Source organism: Geobacter benzoatilyticus (assembly GCF_017338855.1).
GTDB lineage: Bacteria > Desulfobacterota > Desulfuromonadia > Geobacterales > Geobacteraceae > Geobacter > Geobacter benzoatilyticus.
The window spans coordinates 3,156,017-3,178,483 of record NZ_CP071382.1; the positions used below are offsets into that span (position 1 = coordinate 3,156,017).

The 22,467-nt window shown below is 57.9% G+C and carries 21 protein-coding genes and 1 riboswitch; of the genes, 10 read left to right on the forward strand and 11 right to left on the reverse strand.

The genetic code is table 11. The features are described 5' to 3' along the window. Positions 1-59: 59 nt before the first annotated feature. The 9 genes from carB to lepA form a co-directional block, all read right to left on the reverse strand. Entirely contained in the window at positions 60-3,305 is a 3,246-nt protein-coding gene (gene carB, locus JZM60_RS14660; RefSeq protein WP_207163152.1) for a carbamoyl-phosphate synthase large subunit, read from the reverse strand. Between the two features lie 39 nt (positions 3,306-3,344). Beyond that, positions 3,345-3,674: a DMT family protein gene (locus JZM60_RS14665; RefSeq protein WP_207163153.1), complete on the reverse strand. Its 330-nt coding sequence runs from the start codon at positions 3,672-3,674 to the stop codon at positions 3,345-3,347. 1 nt (position 3,675) lies between these two features. Then, complete coding sequence (locus tag JZM60_RS14670; RefSeq protein WP_207165625.1) at positions 3,676-4,578, reverse strand: radical SAM protein; 903 nt, start codon at positions 4,576-4,578, stop codon at positions 3,676-3,678. 60 nt (positions 4,579-4,638) lie between these two features. Further along, the gene (gene carA / locus JZM60_RS14675; RefSeq protein ID WP_207163154.1) at positions 4,639-5,763 is read right to left on the reverse strand and encodes a glutamine-hydrolyzing carbamoyl-phosphate synthase small subunit; all 1,125 of its coding nucleotides are present in this window, start codon (positions 5,761-5,763) and stop codon (positions 4,639-4,641) included. Positions 5,764-5,911: 148 nt separating this feature from the next. After that, entirely contained in the window at positions 5,912-7,189 is a 1,278-nt protein-coding gene (locus JZM60_RS14680; protein WP_207163155.1) for a dihydroorotase, read from the reverse strand. Positions 7,190-7,241: 52 nt separating this feature from the next. Next, entirely contained in the window at positions 7,242-8,177 is a 936-nt protein-coding gene (locus JZM60_RS14685) for an aspartate carbamoyltransferase catalytic subunit (RefSeq protein WP_207163156.1), read from the reverse strand. A 50-nt stretch (positions 8,178-8,227) separates the two neighbouring features. Then, positions 8,228-8,764 (reverse strand): bifunctional pyr operon transcriptional regulator/uracil phosphoribosyltransferase PyrR, encoded by a 537-nt coding sequence (pyrR, locus tag JZM60_RS14690; RefSeq protein WP_207163157.1) that lies wholly within the window; start codon positions 8,762-8,764, stop codon positions 8,228-8,230. 214 nt (positions 8,765-8,978) lie between these two features. After that, positions 8,979-9,659, reverse strand: coding sequence for a signal peptidase I (gene lepB / locus JZM60_RS14695; protein ID WP_207163158.1), 681 nt, complete (start codon positions 9,657-9,659; stop codon positions 8,979-8,981). 29 nt (positions 9,660-9,688) lie between these two features. Next, positions 9,689-11,488, reverse strand: a complete 1,800-nt coding sequence (gene lepA, locus JZM60_RS14700) for a translation elongation factor 4 (RefSeq protein ID WP_207163159.1) — start codon at positions 11,486-11,488, stop codon at positions 9,689-9,691. Between the two features lie 205 nt (positions 11,489-11,693). On the opposite strand from lepA, the gene yhbY reads away from it, so the two are divergent. After that, positions 11,694-11,984 carry a ribosome assembly RNA-binding protein YhbY gene (yhbY, locus tag JZM60_RS14705; RefSeq protein ID WP_207163160.1) on the forward strand — a complete coding sequence of 97 codons (291 nt, stop codon included), beginning with the start codon at positions 11,694-11,696 and terminating at the stop codon, positions 11,982-11,984. 94 nt (positions 11,985-12,078) lie between these two features. Here yhbY and JZM60_RS14710 read toward each other — a convergent pair whose 3' ends face one another. Next, the gene (locus tag JZM60_RS14710; protein WP_207163161.1) at positions 12,079-12,627 is read right to left on the reverse strand and encodes a YXWGXW repeat-containing protein; all 549 of its coding nucleotides are present in this window, start codon (positions 12,625-12,627) and stop codon (positions 12,079-12,081) included. Positions 12,628-12,722: 95 nt separating this feature from the next. Beyond that, positions 12,723-12,799, reverse strand: a riboswitch (cyclic di-GMP riboswitch). 88 nt (positions 12,800-12,887) lie between these two features. Beyond that, positions 12,888-14,045 (reverse strand): deoxyguanosinetriphosphate triphosphohydrolase, encoded by a 1,158-nt coding sequence (locus JZM60_RS14715; RefSeq protein WP_207163162.1) that lies wholly within the window; start codon positions 14,043-14,045, stop codon positions 12,888-12,890. Between the two features lie 157 nt (positions 14,046-14,202). Between JZM60_RS14715 and JZM60_RS14720 the strand changes: the two genes are divergently transcribed. From JZM60_RS14720 to JZM60_RS14760, 9 genes are all read left to right on the forward strand, one after another. Continuing rightward, complete coding sequence (locus JZM60_RS14720) at positions 14,203-15,288, forward strand: class II fructose-bisphosphate aldolase (protein WP_207163163.1); 1,086 nt, start codon at positions 14,203-14,205, stop codon at positions 15,286-15,288. Then, positions 15,285-15,860: a 16S rRNA (guanine(966)-N(2))-methyltransferase RsmD gene (gene rsmD / locus JZM60_RS14725; RefSeq protein ID WP_207163164.1), complete on the forward strand. Its 576-nt coding sequence runs from the start codon at positions 15,285-15,287 to the stop codon at positions 15,858-15,860. Before JZM60_RS14720 ends, rsmD begins: the two co-directional genes overlap by 4 nt. Next, positions 15,853-16,347: a pantetheine-phosphate adenylyltransferase gene (gene coaD, locus JZM60_RS14730; protein WP_207163165.1), complete on the forward strand. Its 495-nt coding sequence runs from the start codon at positions 15,853-15,855 to the stop codon at positions 16,345-16,347. Before rsmD ends, coaD begins: the two co-directional genes overlap by 8 nt. A gap of 139 nt (positions 16,348-16,486) precedes the next feature. After that, complete coding sequence (locus tag JZM60_RS14735) at positions 16,487-16,681, forward strand: DUF1858 domain-containing protein (RefSeq protein ID WP_207163166.1); 195 nt, start codon at positions 16,487-16,489, stop codon at positions 16,679-16,681. Positions 16,682-16,696: 15 nt separating this feature from the next. Then, positions 16,697-17,683: a PilZ-like domain-containing protein gene (locus tag JZM60_RS14740; protein WP_207163167.1), complete on the forward strand. Its 987-nt coding sequence runs from the start codon at positions 16,697-16,699 to the stop codon at positions 17,681-17,683. 266 nt (positions 17,684-17,949) lie between these two features. Continuing rightward, a complete protein-coding gene (locus JZM60_RS14745) occupies positions 17,950-19,479 on the forward strand; it encodes a glutamate synthase-related protein (RefSeq protein ID WP_207163168.1) in 1,530 nt (509 codons plus the stop codon). Positions 19,480-19,482: 3 nt separating this feature from the next. Beyond that, positions 19,483-19,932 (forward strand): 4Fe-4S dicluster domain-containing protein, encoded by a 450-nt coding sequence (locus JZM60_RS14750; protein ID WP_207163169.1) that lies wholly within the window; start codon positions 19,483-19,485, stop codon positions 19,930-19,932. Further along, positions 19,929-21,239: an NAD(P)/FAD-dependent oxidoreductase gene (locus JZM60_RS14755; RefSeq protein ID WP_207163170.1), complete on the forward strand. Its 1,311-nt coding sequence runs from the start codon at positions 19,929-19,931 to the stop codon at positions 21,237-21,239. Before JZM60_RS14750 ends, JZM60_RS14755 begins: the two co-directional genes overlap by 4 nt. Continuing rightward, positions 21,226-22,401 (forward strand): class II glutamine amidotransferase, encoded by a 1,176-nt coding sequence (locus tag JZM60_RS14760; protein ID WP_241426278.1) that lies wholly within the window; start codon positions 21,226-21,228, stop codon positions 22,399-22,401. The genes JZM60_RS14755 and JZM60_RS14760 overlap by 14 nt, the downstream gene beginning before the upstream one ends. The last annotated feature ends 66 nt before the right edge of the window (positions 22,402-22,467 follow it).

The window sequence follows — 22,467 nt, forward strand, 5'->3', positions numbered from 1 at the left end:
CCGCCCCGTTGGTACACTCAGCAATTACGTTATGGAAAGATCCGGCTTTTCGACCTGCTTCACGAAAGATAGTCCTGCAGCGGCTTGACATCCATCTCGCCGTTGAGCATGACCACAATGCCGTCTGCCGCCGCATTAGCCCCGGCAACGGTGGTGTAGTACGCAACATTGTGCATGAGCGACTCGCGGCGGATAGAGAAGGAATCGGCCACGGCCTGGGCCCCCTGGGTGGTGTTGAACACCATGCAGATCTCTCCGCTCTTGATGGCGTCAACGATATGGGGCCTTCCTTCCGCCACCTTGTTGATCACCTCCACCGCAACCCCTTTCTCCTGGAGATAGGAGGCGGTACCGCGGGTGGCAACCAGTTTAAAACCGGCATTATAAAGTTTTTTCGCTGAATCGACAATAAGTTTCTTGTCGGCGTCATGGAGGCTGATGAAAACCTTTCCTGAACGGGGAAGTTTAACGTTGGCGCCGAGCTGGGCCTTGGCAAAGGCCGTGGCAAAGTCGGGACCTATCCCCATAACCTCGCCGGTGGACTTCATTTCGGGTCCGAGCAGCGTATCAACGCCGGGGAACTTGACGAAGGGGAAGACCGCCTCCTTGACCGACATATGCTTCGGCTCGATGTAACCGGTAACGCCGAGTTCCTTCAGGGTCTTGCCCGCCATGACCCGCGCCGCGATCTTGGCCAGGGAGCGTCCCGTGGCCTTTGATACGAAGGGAGCGGTCCGTGAAGCACGGGGGTTCACCTCGAGAATATAGATGGTCCCGTCCTTGATGGCGTACTGGACGTTCATGAGTCCCCTGACGTTCAGCTCCAGGGCCATGACGGTGGTCTGGCGACGGATCTCATTCACCAGCTCCTGGGAGATGGAATGGGGCGGCAGGCAGCAGGCCGAGTCGCCCGAATGGATGCCGGCCTCCTCGATGTGCTCCATGATCCCGCCGATTACCACGTCGGTCCCGTCGCAAAGGGCGTCCACATCGATCTCGATGGCCTTGTCCAGGAACTTGTCGATGAGGATCGGATGCTCCGGCGACGCCTGGACGGCGGTGGTCATGTAGCGGCGCAGGTTATCCACGTCGTAGACGATCTCCATGGCCCTGCCGCCGAGAACGTAGGAGGGGCGCACCACCACGGGGTAGCCGATACGGTTCGCCACCTCTTCCGCCTCCTCGAAGGAGCGGGCGGTGCCGTTCTCGGGCTGCAGCAGGTTCAGCTTGTGGAGCATCTCCTGGAAGCGCTCCCGGTCCTCGGCCCGGTCGATGGCGTCGGGTGAAGTGCCGATGATGGGAACCCCGGCTTTCTCCAGGGCCACGGCCAGCTTGAGAGGCGTCTGGCCACCGAACTGGACGATGACCCCTTGGGGCTTCTCCAGATCGACGATGGAGAGGACATCCTCATAGGTCAGGGGCTCGAAGTAGAGGCGGTCGGAGGTGTCGTAGTCGGTGGAGACCGTTTCCGGGTTGCAGTTGACCATGATGGTCTCGTAGCCGTCTTCGCCAAGGGCGAAAACCCCGTGGACGCAGCAGTAGTCGAACTCGATCCCCTGGCCGATCCGGTTGGGGCCGCCGCCGAGAATCATGATCTTCTTCCGGTCGGTCACCTCGGCCTCGCACTCCTCCTCGTAGGTTGAGTATAGGTAAGGGGTATAGGCAACAAACTCGGCAGCGCAGGTATCGACCCGCTTGAACACGGGCTTGACGCCGAGGGAGAGGCGCAGTTGGCGGATCTCCTCGTCGTTCTTTCCCCAGAAACGGCCGAGTATCTTGTCGGAGAAGCCGTACTGCTTGGCCTCGCGGACGATGGCAGCCAGGTTTTCCCTGGTTTCCGCCGCAACATCGACCATCCGCAGTTCCTTCTCCTTATCGATAATCTGCTTGATGTTGTGGAGGAACCAGGGATCGATGGCGGTGAGCTGGAAAATCTCTTCGATGCTCATGCCGCAGCGGAAAGCGTCACCCAGGTACCAGAGCCGCTCCCAGTTCGGTACCCGGAGCTTGTCCTGAACAAGCTGCTGCTCCTTGGCGGTGAGGGCCCGGCGGGTATCGCCATTGGTGAACAGCCGCGATTCGAACCCGGCCGAACCGATCTCCAGGGAGCGGAGCGCCTTCTGGAACGACTCCTTGAAGGTGCGGCCGATGGCCATGACCTCACCCACCGACTTCATCTGGGTGGTCAGGGTGCTGTCGGCAGCGGGGAATTTCTCAAAGGTGAAACGGGGAATCTTGGTCACCACGTAGTCGATGGTCGGCTCGAAGCAGGCCGGGGTCTCGCGGGTGATATCGTTGCGGATCTCGTCCAGGGTGTAACCGACGGCCAGCTTCGCCGCGATCTTGGCGATGGGGAAGCCGGTGGCCTTGGAGGCCAGGGCCGAGGAGCGGGAAACCCGCGGGTTCATCTCGATGACCACCAGGCGGCCGTTGCGCGGGTTGATGCCGAACTGGATATTGGAGCCGCCGGTGTCGACCCCGATCTCGCGGATGATCTTCAGAGCCGCATCCCGGAGAATCTGGTACTCCTTGTCGGTGAGGGTCTGGGCCGGAGCAACGGTGATGGAGTCTCCGGTGTGGACCCCCATGGGATCGAAGTTCTCGATGGAGCAGATGATCACCACGTTGTCGGCGGTGTCGCGCATCACCTCCAGTTCGTACTCCTTCCAGCCGATGACCGACTCCTCCACCAGAATCTCGTCGGTGGGAGAGGCATCAATCCCCCCCACGGCCATTTTCTCGTACTCTTCCATGTTGTAGGCGATGCCGCCGCCGGTCCCCCCCAGGGTGAAGGAGGGGCGGATGATGGCGGGAAAGCCCACCATCTTGATAACTTCCATCGCCTCGGCGTAGTTGTGGGCAAGGCCCGAGCGGGGGACCGACAGGCCGATCTTCTCCATGGCCTCCTTGAAGAGGGTCCGGTCCTCGGCCTTCTTGATGGCCGGCAGCTTGGCGCCAATGAGCTCCACCCCGAACTTCTCCAGGGTGCCGTTCTCGGCCACGGCCACGGCGGTGTTCAGGGCCGTCTGGCCGCCAAGGGTGGGGAGCACCGCATCGGGGCGTTCCTTTTCGATAATCTTGGCCAGCACCTCGGGGGTTACCGGCTCCACGTAGGTCCGGTCGGCAAAGTCGGGGTCGGTCATGATGGTAGCCGGGTTAGAGTTCAGCAGCACCACCTCGAACCCCTCCTCCTTCAGCGCCTTGCACGCCTGGGTGCCGGAGTAGTCGAACTCGCACGCCTGGCCGATTACGATTGGGCCGGCGCCGATGATGAGAACCTTTTTGATGTCTGTTCTTTTTGGCATTGCAACTCCTTGCTGATTGTATCGTCGTTAACGAAAAAATTATCCGCGAAATATGAAAAAAACCGCTCCGGCCAGGCAGCACCCGGCCCAGAGGTAGTCGAGCTTCAGGGGCTGGCCCATGTAGTAGACCGCAAAGGGGACAAAGACCGCAAGCGTTATGACCTCCTGCATGATCTTGAGCTGCCCCAGGCTGAAAGTGCCGTACCCCATCCGGTTAGCCGGAACCTGGATCAGGTACTCGAAGAAGGCTATCCCCCAGCTCACCGCCACGGCAATGTACCAGGGAGATGCCTTCAGGTTCTTCAGGTGCGCATACCAGGCGAAGGTCATGAACACATTGGAAAGCGCCAGCAAAACGATCGTTCTCATCCTAATCCTGCACCCAGCCGTTCTCCAGACCGTACTCCTCCAACGCTTCCACCGCTTCGCCGTACTCCTCGTCGGTAATCTTGCGGTGTATTCCCGGCGTTTCAACGGCCCGGTGGGCCGGGAAGAACTGGTTCATCAGGGCGATGTGGGTATCAGTGCCCAGATTCCCGGCAATCCAGGAAAGCGTCTCGCGGCTTCCCGCACCACCTTCCGGCAGCACCAGATGCCGGATGATGAGACCGCGCTCCGCAATTCCTTCATCATCGAGCTTCAAGTGTCCCACCTGGCGGAGCATTTCGGCAACCGCCCGGCGGTTCGCCTCCCTATAGCCGGGAGCCGACGAGAACCGGACCGCCGGTTCTTCCGCCGCGTACTTCATGTCCGGCAGGTAGATATCCACGACACCGTCCAGGAGCCGGAGGGCATCCTCCTTCTCGTAACCGCTGGAGTTCCAGACGATGGGGAGCCGGAACCCACGGGGTATAGCCAGCCGGAGCGCCGCCAGAATCTGCGGCAGGAAGTGGGTCGGGGTGACGAAGTTTATATTGTGCACCCCGCGCCGCTGGAGCCCGAGCATCCGTTCCGCCAGTTCCAGTGTGGTCAGGTCGGTCCCGTTCCCCTGCTGGCTGATGGGGAAGTTCTGGCAGAACCGGCAGTGAAGGCTGCACCAGGAGAGGAAAATCGTTCCCGACCCCTTTGTCCCCGAGATTGGCGGCTCTTCGCCATGGTGAACATTGGCCGAGGCAATTCGCGGCAGCCACCCCGCCCGGCACACGCCGGTCTCTCCGGCCAGCCGGTTCACGCGGCAGTCGTGGGGGCAGAGGTCGCAGGAGCGGAGCCGTGCATAGGCCTCCCTCACCCGCTCCAGCAATTCACCCGAATTATAAAGATCGATGTACCGCATGGTTCCGTAGAGGCAATCTTTGCGATCGCCGTCATCCGTGGGCGAATACAAGATTCGCCCCTAAGCTTTGTACCTCTCCATCAGTTCCACGAACCGCCCGAACAGATAATGGGAGTCGTGGGGACCGGGCGAAGCCTCGGGGTGGTGCTGTACCGAGAAGATGGGGAGTTCTTTGTGCTTCATCCCCTCAACGGTCTGGTCGTTCAGGTTCTCGTGGGCCAGCTCGCAGACATGACCCAGTGATTCGATATCCACCGAAAAGCCGTGGTTCTGGGCAGTTATTTCCACCTTCCGGGTATCCTGATCCATGACCGGCAGGTTGGAGCCATGGTTGCCGAACTTGAGCTTCATGGTCTTGCCACCCAGGGCAAGCCCCAGGAGCTGGTGGCCGAGACAGATGCCGAAGATGGGCTTCTTGCCCACAAACTTCCTGATGTTTTCGATGACGGCGGTCATGGGCTCCGGGTCGCCGGGGCCGTTGCTGAGGAAGATGCCGTCCGGGTTCATGGCCAGAGCCTCCTCCGCCGGGAAGGTGGCGGGGACAACCGTCACGTCGCAGCCGGCCGAGACGAGGCAGCGGAGAATGTTGTACTTGATGCCGAAATCGTAGGCCACAACCTTGTACTTCAGTTCTCCCGCCGTCGCAGCAGTGTACCCTTCCTCCAGGTCCCAGAGCTTCTCGGTCCAGTGATAGGGTTTGTCGCAGGTGACGCCGGAGGCAAGGTCGAGTCCGGCCATGCTCGGAATGGCCCGGGCCTTCTTCACGAGGCTTTCGTGGTCGAAATCAACGGTGGAGATGATCCCGTTCTGGGCTCCCTTGTCCCTCAAATGCCGGGTAAGCGCCCGGGTATCGAGCCCCTGGATGCCGACCACGCCGTTTTCTTTCAGATAGGCATCGAGGCTCATGGTGGCACGCCAGTTGGAATAGCAGTCGTGGTACTCCTTGACGATGAAACCCGAGAGGTAGAGCTGCTTGCTCTCGATGTCCTCCGGGTTGATGCCGGTGTTCCCCATCTGGGTGTAGGTCATGGTGACCATCTGCCCCTTGTAGGAAGGGTCGGTCAGGACCTCCTGGTAACCAGTCATGGCGGTATTGAATACCACCTCGCCGGAAGCCTCGCCGCCGGCACCGAATGACTTTCCTTCAAAGACGCGCCCATCGGCGAGCGCTAAAATTGCTCTCATGCTTTGATACTCCCGAATGATTTCAAATGCGAAAAAGCTTTAACCACGGAGGACACAGAGTTTACAGAGGGAAAATAATCGAAGACAGACCTGAATTGCCGCCCCAACTTCCAGCCTTTCCTCGGTGTCCTCTGTGGTTAGCTGATTTTCAGGCCTTTTTGTACACAACTTTGCCGGAAACGATGGTGTACGCCGCGGCGCCCTTCATTTCCCGCCCCAGGAAGGGGGAGTTCTTTGACTTGCTGGCAAGCTTGTCCGCCTCCACCGTCCAGACGGCATTCGGATCGATGACGGTAATGTCGGCAACCGATCCGGCTTTGAGCGTTCCACGATTAATACCCAGGATTTTTGCAGGGTTGCATGCCATTTTCTCCACCAGTACCGGAAGGGTCAGAACCCCTTCTTCCACCAGTCGAAGCGACAGCGGCAGCGAAGTTTCCAGGCCGATGATTCCGTTCAGCGCCTCATTGAACTCCACGTCCTTCTCGTCCAGATGATGGGGAGCATGGTCGGTGGCGATGGTATCGATGGTGCCGTCCTTCAGGGCCTCTTTCACAGCGGCAACATCATCGGCCGTACGCAGCGGCGGATTCATCTTGGCATTGGTGTCGTAGCCCCGCACCGCATCGTCGGTAAGGCTGAAATAATGGGGCGCCGTCTCGCAGGTGACCTGCACGCCACGGGCCTTGGCGTTGCGGATGATGCGGAGCGAACCCTTTGTGGAAACATGGGCGATGTGCAGCGGCGAACCGGTGAACTCCGCCAGATAGACGTCGCGGGAGGTCGCGGCATCTTCGGCGGCCCACGGAATCCCCTTCAGGCCAAGCTCGGTGGAGACGAACCCCTCGTTCATGACCCCCTCTCCCACCAGCGTCAGGTCTTCCGCATGGGAGATGACCATGATTCCCATCCCCTTTGCGTACTCAAGGGCGCGGCGCATGAGTTCCGAGTTGATTACCGGCCTGCCGTCATCGGATACGGCCACGCACCCGGCTTCTTTCAGCTCCCCCATCTCAGAGAGGCGCTCGCCGTGGGATCCCTGGGTAATGGCGCCAATGGGGAATACATTGACCAGCCCCTCCGCCTTCGCCTTAGCGATAATATAGGTCGATACCGCCTTGTTGTCGTTCACCGGCTTGGTGTTCGGCATGCAGGCGACCGATGTGAAGCCCCCCGCTGCTGCCGCTCTCGAACCGGAGACAATGTCTTCCTTGTACTCGAGGCCGGGATCCCGCAGATGAACGTGCATGTCGATAAGGCCCGGCGTCACGATTTTGCCGGAGGCATCGATCGTCTCGCCACCGGCCGGAGCCTTCAGCCCCTTGCCCAGCTCCTTGACGGCGCCGTTCTCCACAAGAATGTCGAGTACTTCATCAATTCCCTGAGACGGGTCTATCACCCGTCCTCCCTGTATCACCATATTCATGGGTCACCTCGTATTCTGGCGCAGGGGAAACATCCCCTCGCAATAAATGGATTTATTCCGTTACGACGGCACCGCCGCTTACATGGTAAAGCATGGCCATGCGCACCGCCACGCCGTTCTCGACCTGCTTGAGAACGTGGGATTTGGCGCAATCGGCAACGTAGGAGGAAAGCTCGACGCCACGATTTATCGGTCCGGGATGCATGACGATCGCATCAGGCTTTGCCCACTTGAGATTCTCGGGATTGAGGCCGAAATAGCGTGAATATTCACGGGTATTGGGTATAAGGGTTTTACCCTGGCGCTCCTGTTGGATGCGAAGCATGATGACCACGTCGGCGTCCTGGATGGCTTCCTTCATGGTGGTGCAGACCGTTACGTTGCCAAGGCGCTCCACACCGGGCGGCAGCATGGTGGGAGGTCCGGCCAGATACAGATGGGATCCCATCTTGGTAAGCCCAGCGATATCGGAGCGGGCCACCCGGCTATGGGTGATATCGCCGACAATCGCCACTTTGAGGCCATCGAGGCGGCCGTACCGGTCCTTGATGGTCAGCATGTCGAGAATCCCCTGGGACGGGTGCTCGTGGGCGCCGTCACCGGCGTTTATGATGGAGCAGGAAAGCCGCTTGGACAGATAATAGTGGGCTCCGGATACGGCATGACGCATTACGACGATGTCCGGCTTCATGGCTTCCAGGTTCCGGGCGGTATCGAGGAGCGTCTCCCCCTTGGTGGCCGAACTCGTGGAAGCGGTTATATTCACGGTATCCGCCGAAAGGCGCTTGCCCGCAATCTCGAAAGAAGTGCGGGTGCGCGTGGACGCTTCGTAAAAAAGATTGATGATGGTCTTGCCGCGCAGGGTCGGCACTTTTTTGATATCGCGGCTGTTAATCTCCCGCATGTTTTCGGCGGTTGAGATCAGGAGTTCGATCTCATCCTTGTTGAGGTCCTTTAGCGCTATGATGTCCTTATGCTCGAATCCCATCGCTCTCCCCCTGGTAGTGTAGGGTCAGGCCCCATGCCTGCCCCGGCAATTCATTTTTCCAGAACCACTTCCACCGGTTTGTCATCGGCGTCGAACTGAACGGTAATTTTCTCGCGACTGCTTGTGGGTACGTTGCGACCCACAAAATCCGCCCGGATGGGAAGCTCCCGGTGGCCCCGGTCAATGAGAACCGCCAGTTGGATAGATGCCGGCCTGCCGTGGTCCATGAGGGCATCCATGGCGGCACGGATCGTCCGGCCGGTAAAAAGCACATCGTCTACGAGGATCACTTTCTTGTTCTCCACCGTGAACGGGATGTCGGTTTTTCCCACCGGCAGATGCTTGGAGTGCCCCTTGAAGTCATCCCGATAGAGGGTGATGTCCACCTCCCCCATCGGCACCGACGCACCTTCGATCTCCTCCAGCCGGGAAGACAACTCCCTGGCCAGATGGACGCCGCCGGTCCTGATGCCCACAAGAACCAGATCGGCAACCCCCTTGTTCCGCTCAAGGATTTCGTGAGCAATCCGGGTAAGCGCACGCTTCACGCCAACCCCATCCAGTATGGTCGTCTTCTCTTCAGCCATCCTGTCCCTCCTTTGCACTCGTTGGGCAAACTCTGTCGGCAGGCACGAAAAGAGCCCTTCCGCAGAACGCGAAAAGGCTCAATAAGACTATGTTGTTAGTCTGTAGTCGGCACCTTTTCTAACCTCACGGGGTTAATTTAAAAGGCTCAGTATAGATGAGGCTTAAAATTTTCAGCAGGGTATCACCCGGCCGACAAAAGTGTCAAGACCAATTTCAGTGAATGATATCCCCGATGCTTTTCCAACGGACCCGCATTGCATCATGGTCCCAGGACCAGTACTTTATAAAGGCAAGTCCCTTGATTTGCTCGCTTTTGACGAATCCCCAGAAGCGGCTGTCGTAAGAGCGGTCGCGGTTGTCGCCCATGACGAAATAACAGCCGGCTGGCACTGTCCTCGGAGCGAAATTGTCACGGGGGTTCATGGCGATCGGAAGGATATCCGGCTCCTTGTGGACTTCCTGAGGTATCTTGAAAAGCTTGCCGTTCACGTAAATATTTTTGTTTATTTCCTGAACTACGTCGCCGGGGACGCCGATGACCCGCTTGATAAAGTCCTTGCTGGGGTCTTCCGGATATTCGAAGACGATGACGTCACCCCGCTGCGGCTGGCGAATGGGAGCGATTTTGGTATCGGTGAACGGAATCTTTGTACCGTAGATAAATTTGCTGACAAGGATATGGTCGCCGATGGCAAGGGTATCCTCCATGGAACCGGAAGGAATTTTGAATGCCTGCACCACAAATGTCCGGATAATGAGAGCGAGGATGACGGCGATGATAATCGACTCGGCATACTCCCTGACAATGTGTTTCTTCTTTACCTGCTTGTCCTCGGCCGCCGAGCTCCCGCCCATGCTGCCGTTCGTGCCGTACTGCGTGTTCTTGTAGTCCATTGCGGTTCCTTTTCGGTGAATGTCCCTACCTACTCTTCAACCTTTAGAATGGCGAGGAAAGCCTCCTGGGGTAATTCCACGTTCCCCACGTTCTTCATCCGCTTCTTCCCTTCCTTCTGCTTCTCGAGAAGCTTGCGCTTACGGGTGATGTCGCCGCCGTAGCACTTGGCGAGAACATCCTTGCGCAGCGCCTTGACGGTTTCGCGGGCAATTATCTTCGTGCCTATTGCCGCCTGGATGGCGACCTCGAACATCTGGCGGGGGATAAGTTCCTTCATTTTGGAAACGAGATCCCGGCCCCGATAGTAAGCCTTGTCCCGGTGAATAATCAGGGAAAGCGCATCAACCACTTCGCCGTTGATCATAATGTTCATCCTCACGAGCTCGCTGCGCCGGTAATCCAGGTGCTCATAATCGAGGGATGCATACCCTTTGGTGATGGACTTGAGGCGGTCGTAAAAGTCCAGCACCACCTCGTTCAGGGGAAGTTCATAAATAATCATGACCCTGGTCGGGGTCAAGTATTTAATTTCCCGCTGGACCCCACGCTTCTCCTCGCACAGCGCCAGAATCCCGCCGACAAACTCGTTCGGGGTGTGGATTGAAGCAAGGATGAAGGGTTCCTCGACGTAATCGATCTCCTGCACCGGGGGAAGCTGGTTGGCGCTCTCGATGGAAATCACATCCCCCTTGAGGCGATGGACCTTATAGACAACCGTCGGCGCGGTGGTGATGAGATCGAGATTAAACTCCCTCTCAAGACGTTCCTGGATAATCTCCATGTGGAGCAACCCCAGGAAGCCGCACCGGAAGCCGAAGCCGAGCGCCAGGGACGTCTCGGGCTCATAGGAGAAAGAGGAGTCGTTAAGCTTCAGCTTGGCCAGAGCGTCGCGCAACTGCTCATACTGGGCGGTATCAATGGGATACAACCCGGAAAAGACCATCGGCTTTACTTCCTTGAAACCGCCGAGGGGGGTGGTGCAGGGGCGCAGGGTGTGGGTGACGGTATCGCCGATTTTGGCGTCGGCAACGTCTTTGATGCCGGCAATGATAAACCCGACCTCGCCGGCAGACAACTGGGGCACTTCGCGCATGACCGGGGCAAAAACACCCACCTTCAGGGCCTCGTAACTGCGGCCGGTGGAGACGAGCTGAACCTTCTCCCCTTTTTTCAGGGTGCCGTCGATGAGCCGGACCAGGATTATGACCCCCTGATACTGGTCATACCAGGAGTCAAAGAGCAGTGCTTTCAGCGGAGCCGTCGGGTCGCCCTCGGGCGGGGGAATTTTTTTGACTATCTCCTCAAGAATCTCCCTGGTCCCGATCCCCTCCTTGGCGCTGGCAAGAACCGCGTCGTGAGCATCCAGACCGATAATCTCTTCGATCTCGTTCTTGACCCGCTCGGGTTCCGCCGCAGGCAGATCGATTTTGTTCAGAACGGGGAAAACCTCGAGATTGATATCGATGGCGAGATAGACGTTGGCCAGGGTCTGGGCCTCAACCCCCTGGGAGGCATCGACGACCAGCAGCCCCCCTTCGCAGGCGGCCAAGGACCGTGAAACCTCATAGGTGAAGTCCACATGCCCGGGGGTATCGATCAGGTTAAGGATATAATCCTTGCCGTCATCGGCACGATAGTTCAGGCGAACAGTCTGTGCCTTGATGGTAATGCCGCGCTCCCGTTCCAGGTCCATCTTGTCGAGGAACTGATCCTGCTTTTCACGCTCCGACAGAGCACCGGTATATTCCAGCAGGCGGTCGGCAAGCGTCGACTTGCCATGGTCAATGTGAGCAATAATAGAGAAATTGCGAATGTTTTCTATCTTCATAGACACCTTGTAGTTTACTGAGCGTAAGCAATAAATGGTATCCGAAAAAACCGTATATTGTAAAGGAGATTCTCCGGTAGCCCCGGCAACACGCCAATACGCGTCACCCCTCGATTAATCGAAGACGACACGTGTTCGCGTTGCCTTCCCGCATGATTCATGATATACGTCCGGCACGCCGACCAAATAATACAAAGGAAATTACATGCTGACCGGAAAACAAAAACGCTTCCTCCGAGGGCTGGGACACAGCCTCAACCCCGTAATCACCGTTGGCAAGGGGGAAATCTCGGAATCTCTTGTTCACGAAACCGTTGAAGCCCTTGAACACCATGAACTCATCAAGGTGAAAATTCTTGAGAGCTGCTTGATGGACCGCCACGAAGTGGCCGGAGAACTGGCGGAAGCCTGCAGCGCCGAAGTCGCCCAGGTACTTGGCCGGACTTTTCTCCTTTACCGCGCAGCCTCCGAACCCAAGATTGAGCTTCCGAAGTAAACGCGGAGCCGCCATCCCTATTCAAAAAAAAAAGCCCGGATTTCTCCGGGCTTTTTTCATGCATTAATCGCTGATTCCACGACAGTATCACAGATCAATCGTCGTGGCCGTGACCTTTTCCCTTGCCGTGGTGCTTGTATTCGCTCTTATCATGCTTCCGCTCCTGCTTATAGTGCTTCTTGTACTCTTTTCCCGGCTTGAAACGCTTGCCGCGGTAATGATCGCGGTCTCTGTGATAGGAGCGATACTCATCATCACGATAGTAGCGAATCCGCTCAAGTTTATGCTTGCGAAGCCCCGGAGGAAGATTCTTGTATTTCACCACGCCCCACGGGCCGCTGTAGTGGGGAGCCCGGTACCAGTGATTGTCCTGCCAGAGGTAATAGCGGCCGCTGATGTAGAACATGTCATAGGGGATATCGACCCCGACGTAGAAACCGAGACGCGGCGGAGTGATGAATAACGGCGGTTCGTCGATAATAATACGCGGTCCGGCCGGAACAACCACTGCCGGCGGCGCCGGGACAACCACGCTTGGGCGGTTTCCAACGCTGATATTCACGTCGAAACCGACATTGGAATCAGCGAGCGCCGGAGACACTGCCGCCAAAATCAAGGGAACAACTGCAAGAAACTTCTTCATGAGATCTCCTCTCTCGACTAGATTTCCCTGAGGCTTTCGGCCTGCAAGGGTTCAGATGCAAAAAAGCCGGGGCCGCACCATTCTTAAAATGATATTTCGGCAACCCGGCTGTCTGCGTGAGACCCTGTAGGCTTTCCGCCCCATCCTCGCGGATGGTTGAGTATTATCGTATATCAACCCGCTTTTCAGAGGGATATAGCGCAATCCCCGCTCCGCGTCAAGACATTAGGAATTCCAACGCAGCATCCGAACTCTTCCGGTCACACTCTTTCATAGGGCTCAAAGAGGCGCTTGAATTCATCCAAAGCAAAGCGGTCCGTCATTCCGGCAATATAATCGCACACAACCCGCTCACGCCCCATTGCCTCCATTTTCATTTGATACTTGCGTGGCAGGAGCGTGGGATGCTTCACATAGGTTTCGAAGAGCTGGGTAAGATAGCGTTCCGCCTTCACCCGCATCCGTTCCACCTTATGGTGGCGATATAGGTTTTCGAAAAGAAACCGTTTAAGATTGCGGTTTTTGCCGGCGACGTCTGGACTGAACGCCACCACCGGACGGTTAATCCGGCGCATGTCGTCCAAGGAGGATATATTCAGCCGGCGAATGTTCTCCAGTGTGGTCGCAGTCAGGTCTTTGATGAAAAGCCCTATCAGGGCGCTAATTGTCTGAAACTTCCGGCGTCCCGGCGCAATATCGGGGTGAGCGCTGCCGATTCCTTCGTAAACCTCACGCCAGAGTTCCACTTCATTGAGCTGCTCCAGAGTAATCAGGCCCGATTTCAGGCCGTCATCGATATCATGGTTGTTGTAGGCGATCTCGTCGGCGTAGTTGATTATCTGGGCCTCAATCGTCGGCACTACGCCTGGCAAGTAACCTTCAATCACCCCGACCGGCCGGTCATAGGGCGATGAATGCTTGATAATCCCCTCCAGCACTTCCCAGGAGAGATTCAATCCGTTGAAGCCGGGATAGCGTTCCTCCAGTTGATCCACAACGCGGAACGACTGAAGGTTGTGCTCAAATCCCCCCGCCCCTTCCATGAGACGGTTCAGGATCTCTTCCCCGGTATGGCCAAAAGGGGTGTGCCCCAGGTCATGGGAAAGGGCCAAGGCTTCGGTCAGCTCTTCATTCAGCCCGAGACGCCTTGCGATTGCTTTGCCGATCTGGGCAACCTCAAGGGAATGGGTGAGCCGGGTCCGGTAGTAGTCCCCCTCATGGTTCACGAATACCTGGGTCTTGTACTCCAGCCTTCTGAATGCCGCACAGTGGATAATCCGGTCCCGGTCCCGCTCGAAAGCAGGCCGCGTATCGCGGAACACCTCCGCATGCTTCCTCCCCCTGGATTCGGCGCTGCGTGCCGCGTATCCGGCCAGATCCGGCCGTTCCTGCGACCGGCCGCAATAATCTTCTTCCATATTCCCTCCCCCTGCCGTTCCGTCACCACTCTAATGCTGCCTCCAAGGGGTGTCAACCGCGAAAAGATATCCTTGACTACACCTGACCTATCATGCTAGTTTTTTAAGGCTTTTTTAAGATTTTCCCACTCCGCGCCAAGGACTGTGTGCACTCATTATGACAACTGACCTCCTGGGACGGGTTCCCAAAAGGATCCGCAACAAAATCGGATCACAAACCCGTATTTGCCTTCTCAATGGCCGTGATCTCTTCAATATCCTGAAAAATGAAAAATTGATTCTCATGGCCTGCAACCCGCGGATCAAACACGTTATTCCCGGCATCATGAAAGCTGCCGAAGAGCTTGACGCCATAGTTGCCTTCGAACTCACCCGCACCGAAGGCGGAGTCGACGGAGGCTACACCGGCCAGACGCCGCAGTTGTTCTTCGAAACGGTAATCGAGTACGCCGAACGGTTCAGCTTCACAAAGCCGTTCATCATCCACGGCGATCACACCACGGTCCAGAACACCTCCAGCGAAGAGCAGGAATCCGCCCGGCATCTCATTGAAGCACAGATCGAAGCAGGATATACCTCTTTCGCCATCGATGCTTCCTTCAACCCCTTGCCCGACAACATCCTGATTACCGCCGACCTGGCCGCCCAAGTGGAAAGTGAGGGGTACGGCCTTGAAGTCGAACTGGGCGAAGTGCGGCAAGCCGGATTGGCATCAAACCTGACCACGGTTGAAGAAACGGAGGCGTTTCTCTCGGGCCTCGCGGCCCGGGGAATCCATCCGCAGCTCCTGGCCATCGACAACGGCTCCAAACGCGGCAACTACCTGGATGGCGAAATGGTCAGAATAGATCTCGAGCAAACAAAAGCAATCTACGAAACTGTCATTCGCCATGGCCTTGCGGGACTTGTCCAGCACGGAATTACCGGAACGCCGCTACGGCTCGTGGGCAAGCTTGCCGGCTACGGGATCCGCAAGGGGAACATCGGCACGCTCTGGCAGAACGTTGCCCACGCCGGACTTCCCCTGGACCTCATGGATGCCATGCGCCGCTGGGCAAAAGAGAACGGCAAGGACATCAAGTTCGCCACGAACGTGTTCAAAACCGACATCGACAACATCCCTGAAGAAAACGCAAAGCAGATTCTCGACATGGCCTATCGGGAAGCAAAGGAATTTCTCCAGGCATTCCATGCGAAGGGGAGCGCCTCGCGGCTCGCGGCGTCCCTGATCGAGGCCCGGTGAGAGTCGCAGGCGGAACCGCCCGAGGCCGCCGACTTGCCGCTCCGCGGGGGGAGCGGGTACGTCCCACGTCCGATAAGGTCAAGGAAGCCCTTTTCAGCATTCTGGCATCACTTCTGGGAAATCTTGAAGGGCTGAGGGTTCTCGATATTTTTGCCGGCACCGGCAGCCTGGGCATCGAAGCCCTGAGCCGGGGCTGCCACGAAGCGGTCTTCGTCGACAATCATCGCGAATCGGTTGCCGTCATTCGCCAGAATCTCAAGCAACTGAACCTCGAAGATCGGAGCCGCGTGATAACCAGGGAAGCAACCGCGGCCATCCAGGCGCTTGCCGGCGAAAGTCCGTTCCGGATTATTGTCCTCGACCCACCCTATCGACAGGGCCTGACGGAAAAGGTCCTGCACAATCTGGCATCAGCGCCGTTTGTCGCGGCAGAAACGATTATCGTAGCGGAATCGGATTCCGGCGAAGTGTTTGCTGAAGAATTTGGCCCCTTGAGGCAGTTCGACCGGAGGATATACGGCGACACTGCACTTACCTTCTTCAAGAAAGGGATACCTGCCGACCATGCCTAGAAAAGTCGCCGTTTACCCTGGCTCATTCGACCCCATCACCTACGGGCACCTGGATATTATCGACAGGGGCCTGAGAATCTTCGACGAAATTATCGTTGCGGTGGCCAAAAATTCGGCCAAAAACTCACTCTTCACCATCAATGAACGGGTAGACCTTATTCAGCGGGTACTGGCGGACAATGTCAGGGCGAGAGTCGATACTTTCGACGGCCTTCTGGTGGATTACGTCCTTTCCCAGAACGCCACGGTCATCATCCGGGGGCTGCGGGCTATTTCCGATTTCGAATACGAATTTCAGATCGCCCAGATGAACCGCAGCATCTCCCAGGACGTTGAAACGCTTTTCATGATGACATCGGTCCCCTACGGTTACCTGTCGTCGTCCATTGTCAAGGAAGTAAGTTCCCTGAACGGCCCCATCGAAGACCTGGTCCCCCCCCTCGTGCGGGCGGCACTCAGGGATAAATTCTCCAAAACCACAGTCTAAGTGCAGAGCAGACGATCCAAAGAATCTCCTCGACGATACACTGACCTAAAGCATCCGCCATTTCTGCCGATAACATATATGTAACGGCAGCATGGCGGAACCAAGGCGGAGCCCATACAGGCACGCAAAGGAGAAGGCGATGATCTCCAAGACCATGACCATCGGCGACATCATCCGCACCTATCCCCAAACCCTGAAAGTTTTTGAAAAATACGGCCTAGACTGCCGTGAATGCCAGGTTGCCGATTATGAAGAGCTTGAGCACGGCGCCGGCGTGCATAAAACCGACCTTGAGAAACTTCTGAAGGAGCTTAATGAAATCATCGTTTCCTGAAACCGCGAAGGCGACATGAAAGAAGAATTCACCGATTACCGGAAATACTTCAGCCCCGGCTACCGGATAGAAGTCCGCATACCCCGGGCAACAGGAGACCCGTTCCGCGACGGTGCAACCATCGCACGGCTGGAAGAGGACCTTGTTCAGTTCCAGCTTTCCCGCGATGTTTTGCCGGCCGGCATCAAAGCTGATGCCGGTACTATTGTCGACGTCAGAATCGGAAAGGACGGGGCTGCTTACTGCTGTCGCGCCATTATAGTTACCCAACGTGAAGGAGCCAACGTAACCGCCCGTTTCATCGGGAAGGTAATCCCTGAAGAAATGAGGGAATATTACCGGATCGACACCTACATTCCGGTCCGATACAGAATAGAGCCTGACACACCTCCCGAACAACTCAGGAAGAAGTGGCATGCAAAACGGTACCCGGCATCAGACAAGACCGACGAAACCCTTTCCGGCATCCCTCCCGCAGCAGGACCCCATCACTCAAGTACAACCCCCCTGGCGGCAAACCTGAGCGGATCTGGGATAAGGCTCAAAATCCCTGAAGAACTCCCCATCGGCACCCTCCTCCCCATGGAGCTATATCTCGCCCTTGACACCCCTGAGGTTGTGCAGATAATTGCCGAAGTCGTCCATGTGTCACCCCTTCACCCCAGCCTGAACACGCCACAATTATTCAACACGGCGCTCCATTTTCTTTGCATCGACGAACGGGACCGCGATTCCGTAATCAAGTTCATATCCATTGAGCAGATTGAGAGGCTTCGAGCCACCCAGGGCAGCGCCGTCAGCCTCTCGAACCTCGGCGGTTACGCGGCCTACTCCAAGAGCAGGGAGATTCGGCGAATTGCCGTCACGATAACAATTATCCTTGTTATCGCAGCCATAGCGGCACTGCTTATTCTATCCAGGCGCAACAATCCCAAGGGTGAAATAGAGCAAACGTTCGAGGATGAAATCCGTAAATACCGCAAGCTTGTCCCTTGGCGCTGACCCCACGCTCCAGACTGAGTAAAGCATGTAGTCTGTTTTTGCACAGCTTCAACTCTCACACATGACGGACCCGCCACAAACCCCTCGCGTATACGCCTAAAACAACCTTCAGGGCAAAAGCAGTAAATATTTTACACTGTATTTCCGAAGTGTTACCAATTTACCCACTGATTAATTAAAACTTGGCACCTCTTTTGTAAATATCTGGAAATTTGAAGCACGAGAGTACCCACACACTCGCGCACCCGCTTTCAGGAGGTTCCAAGGTGCTCTACAAATCCGTAACGGAATCATTTAACGAATTCATCATCGACCGCAGCGATGCCAAGTGCATCCGCTGCAAGGTCTGCATCCGACAGTGTGCCTATGAGGTCCACGACTATGAGGCCGCGGCAGACACGCTCACCGAGGACAACACCCGCTGCATCGGCTGCCGGCGCTGCTCGGCCCTCTGCCCCACCGGCGCCATCACCATCCGGAGCAACGAAGAGGTGTTCAAGCGTAATGAGTCGTGGTCCAACGCCCACATCCGCAACCTCTACGCCCAGGCCGACACGGGGGGCATTCTCCTGGCGGCCATGGGCAACCCGGCCAAATACCCCATCTACTGGGACCACATGCTGCTGGACGCCTCCCAGGTAACGAACCCCTCCATCGACCCCTTGCGGGAGCCCATGGAGCTGCGGACCTACCTGGGGAAAAAGCCCCACTCCATCGAGGTGGTCCGCGACGAGCAGACCGGCAAGCCCAAGCTCGCCACCAAGCTCACCCCTCAGATCAAGATGGAGTATCCCTTCATCTTCTCCGCCATGAGCTACGGCGCCCTCAACCTCAACGCCCACAAGGCCATGGCCATGGCTGCCAAGGAACTGGGCACCCTCTACAACACCGGCGAGGGCGGGCTCCACAAGGACCTCTACCAGTACGGGAGCAACGTCATGGTGCAGGTGGCCTCGGGCCGCTTCGGCGTGAGCGAAGCATACCTTAATGCCGGGGTGGCCATCGAGATCAAGGTGGGCCAGGGAGCAAAACCGGGCATCGGCGGCCACCTCCCCGGCGAGAAGGTCAACGACCAGATCTCCGAAACCAGGATGATTCCCATGGGCGCGGACGCCATCTCGCCGGCGCCCCACCACGACATATACTCCATCGAGGATCTGCGCCAGCTGATCTTCGCCCTTAAGGAAGCCACCGACTACACCAAGCCGGTATCGGTCAAGATTGCGGCGGTCCACCACGTGGCGGCCATCGCTTCGGGCGTGGCCCGGGCCGGCGCCGACATCATCACCATCGACGGCTTCAGAGGGGGGACCGGCGCGGCCCCCCAGGTAATCCGCGACAACGTCGGCATCCCCATGGAGCTGGCCCTTGCAGCCGTTGATGCCCGGCTACGGGACGAGGGGATCAGGAACCAGGTTTCCATCGTGGTGGGTGGCGGGGTCCGCTCCTCCGGTGACGCCATCAAGGCCATCGCCCTGGGTGCCGACGCCATCAACATGGGGACCTCGACACTCCTGGCTCTGGGCTGCACCCTCTGCCAGCGCTGCTACACCGGCAAGTGCCCCTGGGGAATCACCACCAACAACCCGTATCTCGCCAAGCGCCTCAACCCGGAACTGGGTGCCGAGCGGCTGGTGAACCTGGTCCACGCCTGGGGTCACGAGATGAAGGAAATCCTCGGCGGCATGGGGCTCAACGCCCTGGAGTCGCTGCGGGGCAACCGTTACAAGCTCCGTGCCCTGGGACTCACCGAAAAAGACATGAACATCCTGGGCGTCATGCCCGCTGGAGAATAATGTATGAAGCGCATTTACATGATTGAAGAAGCCTGCATCGGCTGCCACCTCTGCGAGGTGGCCTGCATCACCGAGCACTCCCAGTCCAAGAACCCGGTCAAGGCTTTCCTCCACGAGGAAAACCGCCCCATCTCCCGCTGCACCGTTGAGGAGTGGGACGGCGGGGTCGTTTCCTTCTCCACCACCTGCCGCCACTGCGACGAACCGGACTGCCTGCGGGCCTGCATCTCCGGCGCCATCCAGAAGGACGACAAAGGCGTGGTCCGGATCGACACCGAGCAGTGCGTCGGCTGCTGGTCCTGCGTCATGGCCTGCCCCTACGGCGCCGTGCAGCGCAACCTCACGAAGAAGAAGGCCAACAAGTGCGACCTCTGCCCGGACCGCACCAGCCCGGCCTGCGTCGATGCCTGCCCCAACCGGGCGCTCGTCTACAAGGAGGGGAGCCAGAAATGAACTACGTCATCATCGGAAACTCCGTGGCCGCAGTGGGCGCCATCCGGGGAATCAGAAGCATAGACCAGCAGGGGAACATCACCGTCATCTCCAGGGAGCGCCACGTGGCTTACGGCCGCCCCCTCATCTCCTATCTCCTGGGGGGCCTCATTACGGAAAAGCGGATGGCCTACCTGCCGGAGGACTTCTACGAGAAGAACCGGGTGAATCTCCTCCTCAACGCCGAAGTGGTCGGCGTCGATACCGCAATCGGCAAAGTGACCATCGCCGGCGGCGACGTGATCGCCTTTGACAAGCTTTTGGTGGCAACGGGGGGCGACCCCTTCGTCCCCCCCATCGAGGGGATGGCCGGCAAGGACAGGATCTTCACCTTCACCACCTGGGACGACGCAGCCAAACTCAAGGGGATTGCCGACGACATCCGGAAGGTGGTTGTAATCGGTGGTGGACTCATCGGCCTCAAGGCTGCCGAGGGGCTCCATCTCCTGAACAAGAAGATTACGATCGTCGAACTGGCTGACCGGATACTCTCCGCCGCCTTCGATCGCCCTGCCGGGCGGGTAGTGGCCAAGAAGATGAAGGCCAACGGCATCGATGTCATCACCGAGGACACGGTGGTTAAAATCGAGGGGGACGGCGCCGCCATTACCGGCGTCACCCTGAAGTCGGGCGACTTCATCCCCTGCGACACGGTCATCGTCGCCATCGGGGTGCGTCCCGCGGCCGGCTTCCTCAAGGGGAGCGGCGTTGAGGTGAACCGGGGCATTGTGGTGGACGACCGCATGGAGACAACCGTTAAGGGAGTCTTTGCCGCCGGCGACGTGGCCGAAGCGAAGGACTTCTTCTCCGGCGTCAAGAACCCGATGCCCATCTGGCCCGACGCCTACATCCAGGGAGATATTGCCGGCGTCACCATGGCGGGAGGCGAGAAAGGGTACGACGGCGGCATTGCCATGAACTCCATCGAACTCTTCAAGGTTTCCACCATCTCCATGGGGGTCACGAACCCGGTGGACCCCACGGAATACGAGATCCTCACCTATCAGGATCTGGAGAACTACCAGTACCGCAAGATCGTCCTCAAGGACGGTCTCCTGGCCGGCGCCGTTCTCGTGGGGGCCGTGGACCGGGCAGGCATCTTTGCCGGTCTAATCCGCGACCGGATCGGGGTGGACTCCTTCAAGGACCAACTCCTCACCCCCGACTTCGGCTTCGTCAATCTCCCCCGGGAGATCCGCTCCGCCCTCTTCGCCCCCGCCGGCAAAATTACGGGGGCCGACGAGCCGGCCATGAATGTCGGACACTGACCCGGCGCCGCTTCGTGACGACCAGATAGAGGTTTTGACCATGATCAGATCACAACAACCGACCCATTATTTTCAGAAAGACATCTCCAACTGCGGCCTGACCGGCTTCATCTCCACCGCCGGCAACCTGGTTGAGGGGAATGTCATCATCAAGTCCATCGCCCTGATGCACGACCGTGGGAACGGCCTCGGCGGCGGCTTTGCCGCCTACGGCATCTATCCGGAATTCAAAGACTTCTACGCCTTCCACCTCATGTACGAGAACGGCATGGCGCAGCAGCTCACCGAAGAGTACCTGGAGCAGCACTTCTACATCGAGCACTATGAAGAGATCCCGACGCGGCGCACCCCGGCCATTGCCAACCCGCCGGCCTTCAAGCGCTACTTCGTAAAGCCTCTCCAGACTGCCGAATACAAAGAAGCCATCGAGTTTGAAAACATGACCGACGAGGATATAATCGTCCGCCACGTCATGCTGATCAATAACGAGATCGAAGGCGCCTTCGTCGTATCTTCCGGCAAGAACATGGGCGCCTTCAAGGGGGTCGGCTACCCCGAGGAAATCGCCGATTTCTTCCGGCTAGAAGAGTACAAGGGTTACATCTGGACCGCCCATAACCGCTTCCCGACCAACACTCCGGGCTGGTGGGGCGGCGCCCACCCCTTCACGCTCCTGGACTGGTCCATTGTCCACAACGGCGAAATATCGTCCTACGGCATCAACAAGCGGTATCTTGAGATGTACGGCTACCTTTGCACCATGCTCACCGACACCGAGGTCGTTGCCTACACCCTCGACCTCCTGATCCGCAAGCACGGCCTCACGCCGGAACTGGCGAGCCTTGCCATGGCTTCCCCCTTCTGGGACATCATCGATGCCCTCCCCGAAGACGAGCGCCAGCTGCTCACAGCAATCCGCCAGTGCTACGGCAGCGCCCTGCTCAACGGCCCCTTTGCCATCCTCTTTGCCAGCAACGAAGGGCTTATCGGGCTCAATGACCGGGTCAAGCTACGCCCCCTTGTTTGCGCCAAAAAGGATGATTTCGTCTACATGGCCTCCGAAGAAGCGGCCATCCGTGAAATTTGTCCAAAACCGGACAAGGTGTGGACGCCCCGCGGCGGAGAGCCGGTGATTGCCAAAATGCAGCCGGGAGTAATCTGACATCCGTGACCAGGGACCGGGGATGACTGGGACTAACTGTCTCACCCTCGCCTGGCCTCTTCGAGA

Excerpts from the sequence above, each read along its gene's own strand:
- JZM60_RS14760 (WP_241426278.1), top strand. The coding sequence starts at position 21,226 with ATGTCGGACACTGACCCGGCGCCGCTTCGTGACGACCAGATAGAGGTT.
- yhbY (WP_207163160.1), top strand. The coding sequence starts at position 11,694 with ATGCTGACCGGAAAACAAAAACGCTTCCTCCGAGGGCTGGGACACAGC.
- carB (WP_207163152.1), bottom strand. The coding sequence starts at position 3,305 with ATGCCAAAAAGAACAGACATCAAAAAGGTTCTCATCATCGGCGCCGGC.
- JZM60_RS14685 (WP_207163156.1), bottom strand. The coding sequence starts at position 8,177 with ATGGGATTCGAGCATAAGGACATCATAGCGCTAAAGGACCTCAACAAG.
- coaD (WP_207163165.1), top strand. The coding sequence starts at position 15,853 with ATGCCTAGAAAAGTCGCCGTTTACCCTGGCTCATTCGACCCCATCACC.
- JZM60_RS14665 (WP_207163153.1), bottom strand. The coding sequence starts at position 3,674 with ATGAGAACGATCGTTTTGCTGGCGCTTTCCAATGTGTTCATGACCTTC.
- carA (WP_207163154.1), bottom strand. The coding sequence starts at position 5,763 with ATGAGAGCAATTTTAGCGCTCGCCGATGGGCGCGTCTTTGAAGGAAAG.
- JZM60_RS14710 (WP_207163161.1), bottom strand. The coding sequence starts at position 12,627 with ATGAAGAAGTTTCTTGCAGTTGTTCCCTTGATTTTGGCGGCAGTGTCT.
- JZM60_RS14670 (WP_207165625.1), bottom strand. The coding sequence starts at position 4,578 with ATGCGGTACATCGATCTTTATAATTCGGGTGAATTGCTGGAGCGGGTG.
- JZM60_RS14735 (WP_207163166.1), top strand. The coding sequence starts at position 16,487 with ATGATCTCCAAGACCATGACCATCGGCGACATCATCCGCACCTATCCC.
- JZM60_RS14680 (WP_207163155.1), bottom strand. The coding sequence starts at position 7,189 with ATGAATATGGTGATACAGGGAGGACGGGTGATAGACCCGTCTCAGGGA.
- pyrR (WP_207163157.1), bottom strand. The coding sequence starts at position 8,764 with ATGGCTGAAGAGAAGACGACCATACTGGATGGGGTTGGCGTGAAGCGT.
- JZM60_RS14715 (WP_207163162.1), bottom strand. The coding sequence starts at position 14,045 with ATGGAAGAAGATTATTGCGGCCGGTCGCAGGAACGGCCGGATCTGGCC.
- JZM60_RS14720 (WP_207163163.1), top strand. The coding sequence starts at position 14,203 with ATGACAACTGACCTCCTGGGACGGGTTCCCAAAAGGATCCGCAACAAA.
- lepB (WP_207163158.1), bottom strand. The coding sequence starts at position 9,659 with ATGGACTACAAGAACACGCAGTACGGCACGAACGGCAGCATGGGCGGG.
- JZM60_RS14740 (WP_207163167.1), top strand. The coding sequence starts at position 16,697 with ATGAAAGAAGAATTCACCGATTACCGGAAATACTTCAGCCCCGGCTAC.
- lepA (WP_207163159.1), bottom strand. The coding sequence starts at position 11,488 with ATGAAGATAGAAAACATTCGCAATTTCTCTATTATTGCTCACATTGAC.
- JZM60_RS14755 (WP_207163170.1), top strand. The coding sequence starts at position 19,929 with ATGAACTACGTCATCATCGGAAACTCCGTGGCCGCAGTGGGCGCCATC.
- JZM60_RS14750 (WP_207163169.1), top strand. The coding sequence starts at position 19,483 with ATGAAGCGCATTTACATGATTGAAGAAGCCTGCATCGGCTGCCACCTC.